Genomic DNA, 13,215 nt, shown 5'->3' with positions numbered 1-13,215 from the left:
TCGTCAGCGTTTCAATGGCCCGCAGCGGCACGCGCGGCGCAATCGCGGCACATCGGGGTATAGGGTAGCACATCCAGACGCTGTTCGCTGATTTCTTCGCCGCACACGGCGCAATAGCCGTATTCACCATCCTCGATCCGCTCCAGAGCGGCATTGATCATCACGATCTCCGTCTTGCCAGCGGCTCCCATGCCCTCAAGCACCTCATCGCCTTCGCGTTCTGTGGCCAGTTCCGCCCAGTCTTTCGACTGGTGCGCATCCAACTCGGCGTCGATTTCTTCGAGACGCCGGGTCAACTCGGCTCTGCGCTCCAGCAATTGCGCCTTTCTTTTTGCAAGGTCGATCATAGCGGCTCCTCCTTGGACCATGAGCATCCTCCCAAACCGTCGCCCAAGCCTTGATTCACATCAACAGAAATGACGGTTTCGCCACTGCGGCGAGGCCGGTTCTCGCCGACAGGGGCACAGCCTATTCCAGTGCCGGAAGCTCGCCCGTCTCCGGGAAACTTTCGCCCTCCCCAAGCGGAGGCAAATCTCCCAGAGGAGGAAGGTCCGTCATGGCCGGAAAATCACCGAGCGGCGGCAGATCGCCCGCCATATCTCTGGACAGTCCGCCATTGGAAAGCGCCGGATAGTCCTCCGCAGCCAGCGGCGCTATGCCGAAATCGCCGCCAGAGGACAAATCTCCCCCAAGAGCGTCTTCGTCCTCACAGGGCAGCATCACCCGGAGCGCACGTTTGCCGTTGATCTGCCCGAGCCGCGCCCGGCTGATCACCCGCCCCCCCGCGCGCAGTTCGACCCGCGACAGCGCCTCGCGCGGGATCGGCAGCATCATGCCTTCCGCAAGACCGGTCACATCGGACAGCGGCAGGGACAGGCGGTGCAGCACAGTGTCGAGCCGCGCCTCCGTCTTCATCACCGTATCCTGGAGGGCCGCACCGAAATCGCGCCCGGTCCCATGCACAGGACCACTGGCAACCGGCACATGCGGAAAGATCAACAGGATCTCCCCCTCACGCCCCTCACAGCCCAGCATCACCTTTAGCCGGTAGAGCCGGTAAGGCATGTCCTCAAAGGCGATGGCGATGGAGCGCGCTTCGCGCAGTTGGGCCGCGACATGATAGCCCGCGACCTCCGGCGGATCGGCCAACTCGGCAAGCTGCGCCTCGAAAAGCCGCAGCATCCGCTCGCAAAGCGGCGTACACATGACGGAATCGGTGGCGGTCGGCGGGCGTGCTTCCGGGGCGAGCGACAGGACCCGGCCCGCCGTTTGCTGTTCGACGATGGCGGCCACGGTGTTGCGGTCGAACACCATCAGGCCATAGGCATTGGCCGGCCCTTCAAGCAAAGAGAGAAGCGCATGGTCTGGCACCTCCCCCGGCAGACGGGAAATCGCGCTTTTCTCCTCGCGGACCTCCGTAACCTGAAGCACCAGACCGATCGTGTCCTCCGCCGCCTTGGCCGCCGCGATGCGCAGCGCCTTGGCCGGTGTCAAGGGCTGGACGTCCGGCGGCGGACGGCCAACGCCTGCCTTGCGGCGCATCGCGGAAATGATGTCGGCATCGGACATGACGGACGGCAATCTCACACAGTTTCTGGCACGCACTCTCCCGCCCTTTGTCTCCGCTCAAAGTAAACAAATCATTGAAGCACGACGGATTTCTGCTCCGAAAACCACCTGTTCACGTGCGCTGACGCACCCGTGGCAGTTCGATGCGGAAAGCCGCGCCGCCCTGCCCCGGCAAATATGCGATACTGCCGCCAAGATTGGTCACAATCTCCCGGCAGATCGCCAGCCCAAGCCCCGCACCGCCCGCCTTGGCGTGATCCGTCAGGCGGGAGAATTTCTCGAAAATCACCGTCTGCTTTTCCTTGGGAATGCCGGACCCGTTGTCGATGAAGTCGATCTGAATGCGATCCCCGCCCAGTCGCCGGGTTTCGATCCGAAGCTCCGGCGCGGGCGCATCGCAATATTTGCGCACATTGGCGATCAGATTGATGAACACCTGCGCCAGACGGTCCGGATCGGTTTCGATGGCGATATGCTCGGCGATCTCGTTGCGCCGGATTGTAAGCGCCCGCCCTTCGCGCCCTTCGGTACTGGCGTTCACCGCCCGGGCGATCACGTCATGCAGGTTGTCACGCGCCCAGTTCAGGCTCACCTGCCCGTTCTCCAGCACGGAAAGGTCCAGAAGATCGTCGAGCAGACGGGTCAGACGCTGCGCCTCGTCATGGATGATTGAGGAAAACCGCTCAAGGCTCGCCGCATCGAGATCGCCCGCAGCCCCACTGTCGCGCAGAATTTCGGAAAACGCCCGGATCGAGGTCATCGGCGTGCGCAGCTCGTGGCTGATCTGGCTCAGGAAGGCGTCCTTCTGGATCGAGAGCGCGGTGAGTTTCTCGTTGGCTTCGCGGAGCTTGCGCGCGGTGCGGCTGAGTTCTTCGGATTTGAGTTCGAGCTGGCTGGAATATTCCATGATCTGCGCGGTCTCGTCGGCCACCGCCATCAGGTCCTCGACAGAGACGACGACGCCCCCCGCGATCTGGCCCAGCATGGCATGTGCCGTGGCCGCGCCCACGGAACCCGCGAGTTCCCGCTCCAGCCGCTCGATGAAATCCGGCGTGGTGTCGGGCAGGTAGCCCTCCTTGCCCTGTGCCGCCGCTTCTGACTGAAACAACGCCTGTGCCTCCACCGGGCCAAGGATGCGCTGCGCCATCACCAACAGGTCTTCTGCCTCGGCAAAGCCATGCGACCAACCGCGCGTCGAACCGGAATGTTCGAAAACATTGACGAATTGCGCACCCTGAAGCCGTTCGACGGGCCGGGGGAAGGAGAAGAGCGAGCCAAGTAGAAACACCAAGGTGTTGAGCGCCAGAGACCAGCTCACCGCATGCACCACCGGATCGACGCCGGTGACACCGAAAAGTGCCTGCGGACGCAGCAGCACAAGGCCAAACGGCCCGTGTTCGAGCAGTTCCGGCGTGAACCCGGCAGCCACACCGAAAGAGGGCAAAAACATCGTATAGGCCCAGACGACAAACCCCATGACCACGCCGAGGATCGCCCCCAGACGCGTCGCCCCGCGCCAGAAGATGCCGCCGAGCATGGCGGGCAGCACCTGCGCCACACCGGTGAAGGAAATCATGCCGATGGAGGCGAGCGCTTCAGAGCCACCGGAGAAGTGGAAATAGAGATAGCCCAGCACCAAGACGCCAAAGATCGACAGTCGGCGGGCATAAAGCACGACGCGGCGCACGTCGCCGGAGACAGTCACGCCACCTTTGTCCTGAACGGAAAGCCAGATCGGCATGACGATGTGGTTCGACACCATGGTCGAAAGCGCAATCGCCGCGACGATCACCATGGAGGTGGCCGACGAAAACCCCCCGAGGAACGAAAGCGTCGCCAACACCCGCTGATCGGAATGCAGCGGCAGGGTGAGGACGAACATATCGGGGTTCGACCCTTGCGGCAGAACCTCAAGCCCCACCACCGCGATCGGGATCACGAAAAGCGACATGCCGAAGAGATAGAGCGGAAAGGCCCAGCCTGCGGTGAACAGGTGGCTTTCATCCGAGTTCTCCACCACCAGCACCTGAAACATCCGCGGCAAGGTCAGCAATGCCGCCGCAGACAACATGGTGAGCGCGATCCAGCGCGTGCCCTGGATCGGGTGCTGCGCCACGGGCGAGGCGTCGATCTTCGCCATCAGATCGCCGATCCCGTCGCCCAGCCCCCAGACCACAAACACCCCCACCGCCACGAGGGCCAGAAACTTCACCACCGCTTCGAGCGCAATGGCGGTGACAACCCCGTGATGACGCTCGTTGGCATCGAGATTTCGGGTGCCGAACAGCGCCGTGAAGACCGCAAGTCCGACCGCCACCCAGAGCGCCGTTTTGTCGAGATCCGGCAGCACTGCACCCGACGGATCATTGACCCCGAAAACCGCAAAGGACAGCGCCACGGATTGCAGTTGCAGCGCGATATAGGGCGTGGTGCCGATCACCGCCAAAAGCGTCACCAGCACGCCTAGGGTGGTGGATTTGCCGTAGCGCGAGGAAATCAGATCGGCAACCGAGGTGATCCGCTGCACCCGCCCGATCCGCACCAGCTTGCGCAGCACCCACCACCAGCCGATCATCATCAGCGAAGGCCCCAGATAAATAGTGACGAACTCAAGGCCGGAGCGCACCGCATATCCGACAGCGCCGTAAAACGTCCAGGCGGTGCAATAGATCGACAGCGACAGGGTGTAGATCATCGGCGAGCGCAGCCAGCCGAGCCGCCCCGCCTCAGCGCGTTTTTCGGCCCAGAAGGCGACGACGAACAGGAGCGTCGCATAGCTCAGACAGGCGAGAACAAGGATGTTGAAGCGCAGCATTTACCCCTCCGCCTCCTCATCCCGACTCTCATCGCCTTGCCCGTCCTGCATCGGTGCTGCACGCTCCGGCGCGGTCTCCGCCCGTGCCAGACGCCGCGTGAGCAGCGCCGCCGCTGCAATCCCGAGCGCCCAGACCACGAAGACATGCAAAAACGCCCGCGCGCCCGCCCCGACCGGGCGATCCGTCCCCTCACCGCCCCACAAGAGCGGCAAAAGCCAGAGCCCGAACATCAGAAACGGCAGCAATCGCAGAGCATCAATCAGCCGCCGCCGCCGGTACGAGGCGCGCGCCAGATAAAGCGGCCCGCGCCGCTCAGCCATCGCCCTCACCGGCTCCGTTGGCCAGACGGCGCACCATCTCAAGCATTTCGGAATTGGAAAACGGCTTGGTCATGAAATGCGACACGCCCGCCGCCTCCGCCATGTCGCGGTCCTTCTTCTGACCGCGCGCCGTGAGCATGAGGATCGGGCGGCTTTCATGTTCGGCATCCGCACGAAGTTCGCGCAGAATATCGAAGCCGGACTTGTTGGGCAGCATCACGTCGAGGATCACGATGTCCGGACGCTTGCGCCCCACCGCCTCCACCGCCGTCGCACCGTCGGAATGGGTCTCCACCACCCAGCCATCGCGCGACAGGATAAACCGGATCGCCTCGATGATGTTCGGCTCGTCCTCGATCAGGAGCACGCGCTTGCCCATGATTGCCCTCTTCTCCCCCTCGCGTGTCGCACCTTATGGCGATTTGTCGCGTCTCTGTCAAAAATTTGTGCCAGACGGGCCTCCGAGCGCGCATTTTATCCCTGCCATGTCGTCTGTCGCGCAAATTCCCCTGCACGCAGCCCCGCTGCCATGATCTGTTGATGACGGCGCCCGCGCCTACACATTTTGAAAAGGACTTTCTTCATGACACAGCTACGCACACCCGAAAACAGTACGCTGCCCATCGACTCCACAAGCGAAATCCGACAGTACAAAGTCGTCTATGGTTGTGGTGACATTGCCGATCCCGCCAACGACCCGTTGCAGATCGTCGTCTATATCTATGACAGCCGCCAGGACGATGGCGGCAATTTTTTTCGCAACGAGCTTTTCCTTCTCAAGGACGACAAGCACAGCACCCTGCCGGATGCCTATCAATTCCCCGACGGGCGCATTCGCTTCTTTGCCTTCGAAAGCCAGTTGCCCGCCGTTCTGACTCTGCTGCGCAGCTTCGGCACTCTTTGGCTCAGAACCAAAGCCGGGCGCGTGTTCATCGTCTCCGGCACACATATCTATTGAGCCTCATCCTTCCTCCGGCTCTTCGAGCACCATCGAGGGCTCGCGCCGCGCCAGACAGTTCATCCGGGCGCAAACCCGGCAGCTTGTCCCGATGCCCTGCACCTCCGCCTCGCGCGGGGAGATTTCAAGCCGCTCCAGCGGGATGAACAGCATGGTTGCCTCCACCACCTCCGGCGCCTCGAAGCTTTCGGGGCGCTGGGGTTGGGCGATGGCATAGGCAAGAAAGCGGCGCGGGGGCTGGCCCTGTTGCTCAACCACCCGGCGGATCGGCACCATCGGACGCAAAAGCGCCTGATAGAGCGGCCAGAGCGGACAGGCCGCCCCGAAGCGCGGCGGTGCAAACCCGTCCAGAGGCTTGCGATAAGTCAACGCACCCGAACCGTCGCAGATCGCCAACCCCGTCGGTAGTCGGTTCTCAAACGCCGGAAGGCTCGCCAGACGCCGCATCGCCGCCGCAAGATCGACGCCTGCGGCCTGCGCCAGCGCTGCCGGGTCCGGCCCATGTTCCGAGATCAGTTCCTCGACCATGGAGAGCGGCATTTTCTCGGCTTCGGCCCGCGCACGCAACACCCACTTGCGCGCAAGCTGCCGCGCAGGGGCCGAACGCAGCCCCCCCTCGCCCGTCAGATCCGGCATCGCGCCGCGCTCCAGCTCCGGCAGCGCGAAATCCCGCGCCGCAAGCCAGGCTTCTACCTCTTCGAGCGGGGAACTGAGCGTGTCCTCCGACTGACCGACCGAGTCGAGATAACTCACCAGCGCCTGCGAGCCCTGCGCAAGGCGCTGACTGTCTTCGTAGAGGTTGCGGTGAAAGCGCGCCTGCCACTCGCGGTCGATCTCACCCATGCCGTTCAGAATGCCCGCCGTGGAGCGAATTGCTGTCACCGTGGAGAGCACCTCGTGCAGACTGTCCGAAAGAAACGGGTCATGCGCCAACCGGTCGTTCAGCGCCTCGATCCGCCGTTCAAGCACCGTGATCCGGTCGCGTTGCGCCACCACCAGTTCGGCCCAGCCCGGAAACCGCCCGGCGAATTCCTCCGCCCGTTCCGCCTCCGGCTCGACCGCCGCCTTGCGTCCGGCGGGACGGGTCCGCGCAACCGCATTACTCGCCGCATCCTGCAAACCTTCCATCAGCGGCACATCCGCCCCTTCGGTCAGCACCGAGAGCTCGACACCCAGCGCGCGGGCCAGATCGACGAGAAGCTTGCCGCCGATTCTGCGCCGATTGTGTTCGATCAGGTTGAGATAGGCAGGCGAAATCCCCACCGTGCGCGCCAGATCGGCCTGCTTGAGCCCTTCGAGCGTGCGTCTTTCGCGAATGCGCGTGCCTGTCAGTGCCGAACGTGGCATGATCCCTCCCAGAGCCCGGGCCGCCCCTTGTCCTCCTGCGGCCCCGGCCTTTTCACCTGCGACATGAATTCTCGTCGCGATTTCAGGTCCTTTCCGCGCGCGCAAAGAGAATCCTTCTGCGACTGCGGGAAAATGCATTTACATTGTATGCGAATGCATTGTGTAATCCTTAACAAAAAAATCATTGTTTCCAAGCCACTTGTTGCCCGATTTTCGATACACCTTCAATAATACCCCCATCTCGTTTACAGCCGCAACAGTGGCCACCACCGTGGATCACGGGGCGGGAAACGGGTTTCGCGCATCGCCCGGGGATCGGGGAGGACCTCCGGGCGATGCGCCAATTGCAAGATAAGGCCGTCAAAAATCAGGCCATACAACCGGGCCTCTACGCAGGCCAAACGAAAAACTCAGGCCAAATGAGAACTCAGGGAGGAGTTTCCAATGACCAAAACCGATCTGACGCGCCGCCGCGTGTTGAAATCCGGTGCCGTCGCGGGCGCAGGTCTCGCGCTGCCGACGATTTTCACCTCCGGCGCTTACGCCTTTACCAACGAACCGATGGGCGGCACCGTGACGCTGGGCTTCAACGTGCCGCAATCCGGTCCCTATGCGGATGAGGGCGCCGATGAGCTGCGCGCCTACCAGCTTGCGGTCGAGCACCTGAATGGCGAGGGCGATGGTGGTATGCTAAACACCTTCAGTTCCAAGGCGCTCGAAGGCAACGGCATCCTCGGCAAGAAGGTCGAATATGTCACCGGCGACACCCAGACCAAATCCGACGCTGCCCGCGCCTCCGCCAAATCCATGATCGAGAAAGACGGTGCGATCATGATCACCGGGGGATCGTCCTCGGGTGTGGCCGTGGCCGTTCAGGGCCTCTGTCAGGAGGCGGGCGTAATCTTCATGGCCGGTCTGACGCATTCCAACGACACCACCGGCAAGGACAAGAAAGCCAACGGTTTCCGCCACTTCTTCAACGCCTATATGTCCGGCGCGGCGCTCGCTCCGGTGCTCGCCGCGCGTTACGGCACGGATCGCAAGGCCTATCACCTGACCGCCGATTACACCTGGGGCTGGACGCAGGAAGAGAGCATCGCGGCGGCCACCGAGGCGCTTGGCTGGCAGACCGTGAACAAGGTACGCACACCACTCGGCGCGGGGGATTTTTCGTCCTACATCACGCCGGTGCTGCAAACCGACGCCGATGTGCTGATCCTGAACCACTACGGCGGCGACATGGTGAACTCGCTCACCAACGCAGTGCAGTTCGGCCTGCGCGACAAGATGGTGAACGGCAAGCAGTTCGAGATCGTCGTACCTCTGTTCTCCCGCCTGATGGCGCGCGGCGCGGGCGAGAACATCAAGGGCATTCTCGGCTCGACCAACTGGCACTGGTCTCTCACGGATGAAGGCTCCAAGGCCTTTGTGAAATCGTTCGGCACGAAATACGGCTTCCCGCCGTCGCAGGCCGCGCACACCTGCTATGTGCAGACACTGCTCTACGCCGATGCTGTGGCGCGTGCAGGCTCCTTCAACCCCTGTGCCGTGGCCGAAGCGCTCGAAGGCTACGAGTTCGACGGTCTGGGCAACGGCCCGACGCTCTACCGCGCCGAGGATCATCAGTGCTTCAAGGACGTGCTCGTGGTGCGCGGCAAAGAAAACCCGACCTCCGAGTTCGACCTTCTGGAAATCGTCGAAATCACGCCCGCAGCCCAGGTCACATATCCGCCGGATCACCCGATGTTCGCGGGTGGTGCGCTCGGTGAGTGCAACGCCGGCTAAGCGGCCCTTTGGGGAGACACCCCTCCTCAAAGGCCTCTGAACGGGGGCTGAACCGCAAAGCGGCAGCCCCCACCCCACCCCTCTCAAAGCAGCGGATCCTCCGCCTCCCTGCCCCGCCATGTCGCGGGACCGGGAGAGCTTTGGCCCTCGGGGACCCACACAGGACACAGGGAAGGACGACACGTCCATGGAAACCATCCTCTTGCAATTGCTCAACGGGCTGGACAAGGGCTCGGCCTATGCGCTGATCGCGCTCGGGCTGACGCTGATTTTCGGCACCTTGGGCGTGGTGAATTTCGCCCATGGCGCGCTGTTCATGATCGGCGCGTTCTGCGCGGTGACGCTCTCAAAGCTTCTCAACCTGTCGTTCGAGACCGTCGACCCGACGAAAACCGATTTCCTCGGCAATCCGCTCAAGGTCAAGACGCCCTATGTCGAAGCCTGGTTCGGCCCCGATTTCGGTCACGCGCTGATCGACTGGTCGGTGCCTCTGGCGATCCTGTTTTCCATTCCGATCATGATCGCCGTCGGCTTCATCATGGAGCGCGGGCTGATCAAGCATTTCTACAAACGCCCCCATGCCGACCAGATCCTTGTCACCTTCGGCCTCGCCATCGTGTTGCAAGAGGTGATCAAGTATTTCTACGGCGCCAACCCGATCTCCACCCCCGCCCCCGATGCTTTCAAGGGCAGCTTCGATTTCGGGGCTATGCTCGGCTTTGATCCGAACATCATCATCTACCCCTACTGGCGTCTCATCTATTTCGGTTTTGCCGCTCTGGTGATCGGAGCTGTGTTCTCCTTCCTGCAATTCACCACTTTCGGCATGGTGGTGCGTGCGGGCATGGCGGATCGCGAGACCGTGGGCCTTCTGGGCATCAACATCGACCGGCGCTTTACCCTGATGTTCGGCCTTGCCGCCGCCGTGGCAGGTGTCGCGGGCGTGATGTACGCGCCAATCCTGTCGCCCAACTACCACATGGGTATGGACTTTCTTGTCCTGTCCTTCGTGGTCGTGGTCGTCGGCGGCATGGGCAGCCTGCCGGGCGCGGTCGCCGCGGGCTTCCTTCTGGGCATTCTCGAAAGCTTCGCGTCCATGAACGCCATCAAATCCATCATCCCCGGCATCGACCAGATCATCATCTATGTCGTCGCAATCGTCATCCTTCTGACCCGTCCGCGCGGTCTGATGGGGCGCAAAGGCGTGATGGAGGAGTGAGACCATGAAAAAGAACCTTCTCGGACTGAACCCGAAAGACACCAAATTCCTGCTGATCGTCGTGCTTCTGACTCTGTTCACCCCGATCCTGCTGCAACCCTTCGCGGCCGGTTCTGAACTCGCACAGTTCAACGGCGGCTACCCGGACCTGATGCAGAAAATCGCCATCTTCGGCATCTTCGCCGTGGGCTTCAACATCCTCTTCGGCCTCACCGGTTACCTGTCCTTCGGCCACGCCGCCTTCCTCGGCATCGGTTCCTATGCCGCCGTCTGGATGTTCAAGCTGCTGACCATGAACGTGATCCCCGGCATTATCCTCGCCATGGTGGTCTCCGGGCTGTTTGCCGCCGCCATCGGTTATGTGAGCCTGCGCCGCTCGGGCATCTATTTCTCCATCCTGACGCTGGCGTTTGCGCAGATGTGCTACAAGATGGCCTATTCCGTGCTCACGCCGCTGACCAATGGCGAAACGGGTCTCCAGCTCACCCTCAACGATCCCCGTATCCTCGACGGCGCGCGCGAAGGAAGCTCTCTGCCGGTCACCAACATCTTCGGTCTGGCGATGAATTCCTCATATAAAGTAGAGGCTTTGGGGCGAGTTTTCACCTTCAACGTAGGCTTCTATTTCTGTGCCGTGATTGCGATTCTTGCCTTCTACGTCGCGATCCGCCTGTTCCGCTCGCCCTTCGGCATGATGCTCCGCGCAGTGAAATCGAACCAGCAGCGCATGACCTACACAGGTCTCGATCCGAAACCCTACACGCTGGCGGCCTTCGTTATCTCCGGTATGTACGCGGGGCTTGCGGGCGGGCTTCTGGCGGCAATGGACCCGCTGGCGGGCGCCGACCGGATGCTCTGGACCGCCTCGGGCGAGGTGGTGATCATGACCATCCTTGGCGGCGCGGGCACGCTGATGGGGCCGGTCCTTGGTGCGGGCGTGATCAAATATCTCGAAAACATCTTCTCGAAGATCAACGAAGGCGTGCTGCACGACTGGTTCTCCTTCCTGCCCGATGGGGTGGAAGATGTGGTGATCTGGGTCTTTGCGCGGTTCACCGGCGAGGGCTGGCACCTCACCCTTGGCGTGACCTTCATGCTGGTGGTGACCTTCCTGCCGGGAGGGCTGATCGAAGGGCTGAAACGTCTCGGCTCCCGGATCAGAAACGGCTCGCAAAAGCGCGACAAATACGACAACCCGGACCCGGAGCACCGCCCCGACCCCGGCAAGCATGTGGTGTGAGGGAGGAAAGATGAAACCATTCGAATTCTCTCAAGCCGCGCGCTCGCCAGCTCAGGGGATGGCGATACTCCCTCTGAACGAAGCGCTTTATGAATGCCAAATCCGCGTGACCTCGAAACGACGCGCAAAGCTCACAAGATCGCCAGCCCATGGGGCTGAGCTGGCGAGTGCGTGGCGGCCTGCGGCCTTTGCTCCACGCACCGGGCACCGCTCAACCGAATTCCAATCCAAGGAGACCTCCCATGGGCATTCTTGAAGTCAAAGGCGTCGGCAAACGCTTCGGCGGCCTCCAAGCCCTCGGCAACGTCAATCTCTCGGTGCAAGAAAACACCGTCCACGCCATCATCGGCCCGAACGGTGCCGGGAAATCCACGCTCCTGAACTGCCTCGTCGGCAAGCTCATCCCCGATGAGGGCTCCGTCACCTTCGCAGGCACCTCGGTACTGGGAAAGAAACCGCATGAGATCAACCAATTGGGCATCTCCCGCGTGTTCCAGACACCGGAGATTTTCGGCGATCTCACGGTGATGGAAAACATGATGATCCCGTGTTTCGCCAAACGCGACGGGGCGTTTCGCATGCACGCCATCGAGAGCATGGAGGCGGAAACCGATCTGATCGCCAAGGCGGAAGCCATGCTCGACGATGTCGGCATGCTTGACAAGCGCGACATGATCGCCTCTTCGATGTCGCGCGGCGACAAGCGGCGGCTGGAGATCGCCATGTGTCTGGTACAGGAACCGAAACTCCTGCTGCTCGACGAACCCACCGCCGGCATGGCCCGCGCCGACACCAACAACACCATCGCATTGCTCAAGGAAATCAAGGAGAAGCGCGACATCACCATCGCCATCATCGAACACGACATGCATGTGGTCTTCTCGCTTGCGGACCGCATCACCGTTCTGGCCCAAGGCACGCCCCTCGTGGAGGACACGCCCGACAACATCAAGGGCAATCCGAAAGTCAAAGAAGCCTATCTTGGCGAAACCCAGCAGGTGTGAGACATGACAGAACAGTTCAATCCCAACGCCAACCATGCCCAGAACGCTCCCGCCTTCTTCTCCGCATGGGACGTGCATGCCTATTATGGTGAAAGCTACATCGTGCAGGGCGTGACGTTTAATATTCACGAGGGCGAAATCCTCGCCCTTCTGGGCCGCAATGGTGCGGGCAAGACCTCGACGCTGCGCGCACTCGCCCGCCTCGACAGCCCGCAGGTCACTCATGGCGAGATTTGGCTCGATCACGAACGCCTGCACACCAAGACCTCCTATGAGGCCGCCGTGAAAGGCATCGCGCTCGTCCCAGAAGATCGCCGCATCATTCCCGGCCTCACAGTCGAGGAAAACCTGCAACTGGCGCAGATCGTCGAACCGGTGGGTTGGTCTTTGGACCGGCTCTACGACCTCTTCCCCCGCCTGCGTGAACGCCGCAAACAGGAGGGCGTGACGCTTTCGGGTGGCGAACAGCAGATGCTCGCCATCGCCCGTGCACTGGCCCGCGACATCAAGGTGCTGCTTCTCGATGAGCCTTACGAGGGTCTCGCGCCAGTCATCGTCGACGAGATCGAAAAGACTCTGCGCATCATCAAGGAACAGGGCATCACCACCGTGCTCGTCGAACAGAATGCCGTGCGTGCCCTCAATCTGGCCGACCGGGCCGTGATCCTCGACACCGGACGGGTGGTTTATGATGGCTCGGCAAAAGAAGTGCTTGAGAATGAAGCGCTGAGGGCCGAATATCTCGCCATCTGATGACATGCCCCTCCCAAAGCGGCGAGGGTCAGCTTTGGGAGGAGCCATTATGACCGACATTTACCCGCCCTCTGAAACCTTCGCGTCCGACGCCTTGATCTCCACGGCAGATTACGAAGATCTTTACCGTCGCTCGGTTGAAGATCCGGTGAGTTTCTGGGCTGAGCAGGGCAAGGTGCTCGACTGGATGGAGCCCTACACGCA

Annotated in this window: 13 protein-coding genes; 7 read left to right on the top strand and 6 right to left on the bottom strand. The window is 61.9% G+C overall.

Translation table 11 applies throughout. From position 1 onward, the window contains the following. Positions 1–11: 11 nt before the first annotated feature. The 5 genes from C8N42_RS14945 to C8N42_RS14925 form a co-directional block, all read right to left on the bottom strand. Positions 12–347 (bottom strand): TraR/DksA family transcriptional regulator, encoded by a 336-nt coding sequence (locus C8N42_RS14945; RefSeq protein WP_107817381.1) that lies wholly within the window; start codon positions 345–347, stop codon positions 12–14. Positions 348–468: 121 nt separating this feature from the next. After that, on the bottom strand, positions 469–1,569 hold the full coding sequence (locus tag C8N42_RS14940) for a FliM/FliN family flagellar motor switch protein (protein WP_107817380.1): 1,101 nt from the start codon (positions 1,567–1,569) through the stop codon (positions 469–471). 112 nt (positions 1,570–1,681) lie between these two features. Continuing rightward, on the bottom strand, positions 1,682–4,384 hold the full coding sequence (locus C8N42_RS14935) for an ATP-binding protein (RefSeq protein ID WP_107817379.1): 2,703 nt from the start codon (positions 4,382–4,384) through the stop codon (positions 1,682–1,684). Beyond that, positions 4,385–4,705 (bottom strand): hypothetical protein, encoded by a 321-nt coding sequence (locus tag C8N42_RS14930; RefSeq protein WP_211309201.1) that lies wholly within the window; start codon positions 4,703–4,705, stop codon positions 4,385–4,387. Continuing rightward, positions 4,698–5,084, bottom strand: coding sequence for a response regulator transcription factor (locus C8N42_RS14925; RefSeq protein ID WP_107817378.1), 387 nt, complete (start codon positions 5,082–5,084; stop codon positions 4,698–4,700). The genes C8N42_RS14930 and C8N42_RS14925 overlap by 8 nt, the downstream gene beginning before the upstream one ends. A gap of 204 nt (positions 5,085–5,288) precedes the next feature. Here C8N42_RS14925 and C8N42_RS14920 point away from each other — a divergent pair, with 204 nt between their 5' ends. Continuing rightward, a complete protein-coding gene (locus tag C8N42_RS14920; protein WP_107817377.1) occupies positions 5,289–5,663 on the top strand; it encodes a hypothetical protein in 375 nt (124 codons plus the stop codon). A 3-nt stretch (positions 5,664–5,666) separates the two neighbouring features. Here C8N42_RS14920 and C8N42_RS14915 read toward each other — a convergent pair whose 3' ends face one another. Next, entirely contained in the window at positions 5,667–7,010 is a 1,344-nt protein-coding gene (locus C8N42_RS14915; protein ID WP_107817460.1) for a helix-turn-helix transcriptional regulator, read from the bottom strand. Between the two features lie 444 nt (positions 7,011–7,454). On the opposite strand from C8N42_RS14915, the gene C8N42_RS14910 reads away from it, so the two are divergent. From C8N42_RS14910 to C8N42_RS14885, 6 genes are all read left to right on the top strand, one after another. Then, complete coding sequence (locus C8N42_RS14910) at positions 7,455–8,795, top strand: substrate-binding protein (protein ID WP_107817376.1); 1,341 nt, start codon at positions 7,455–7,457, stop codon at positions 8,793–8,795. A 187-nt stretch (positions 8,796–8,982) separates the two neighbouring features. Then, positions 8,983–10,014, top strand: a complete 1,032-nt coding sequence (locus tag C8N42_RS14905; protein WP_107817375.1) for a branched-chain amino acid ABC transporter permease — start codon at positions 8,983–8,985, stop codon at positions 10,012–10,014. Between the two features lie 4 nt (positions 10,015–10,018). Beyond that, a complete protein-coding gene (locus C8N42_RS14900; RefSeq protein WP_107817374.1) occupies positions 10,019–11,254 on the top strand; it encodes a branched-chain amino acid ABC transporter permease in 1,236 nt (411 codons plus the stop codon). A 242-nt stretch (positions 11,255–11,496) separates the two neighbouring features. Beyond that, the gene (locus C8N42_RS14895; RefSeq protein ID WP_107817373.1) at positions 11,497–12,258 is read left to right on the top strand and encodes an ABC transporter ATP-binding protein; all 762 of its coding nucleotides are present in this window, start codon (positions 11,497–11,499) and stop codon (positions 12,256–12,258) included. Between the two features lie 3 nt (positions 12,259–12,261). Beyond that, entirely contained in the window at positions 12,262–13,011 is a 750-nt protein-coding gene (locus C8N42_RS14890; RefSeq protein WP_066706553.1) for an ABC transporter ATP-binding protein, read from the top strand. A 4-nt stretch (positions 13,012–13,015) separates the two neighbouring features. After that, positions 13,016–13,215 (top strand): acetyl-coenzyme A synthetase N-terminal domain-containing protein (locus C8N42_RS14885; RefSeq protein WP_146168279.1); only part of this gene is annotated, 200 nt, incomplete at its 3' end.

It is taken from the genome of Celeribacter persicus, assembly GCF_003050785.1.
Taxonomy (GTDB): domain Bacteria; phylum Pseudomonadota; class Alphaproteobacteria; order Rhodobacterales; family Rhodobacteraceae; genus Celeribacter; species Celeribacter persicus.
This window is presented reverse-complemented; position numbering and strand designations above follow the sequence as displayed.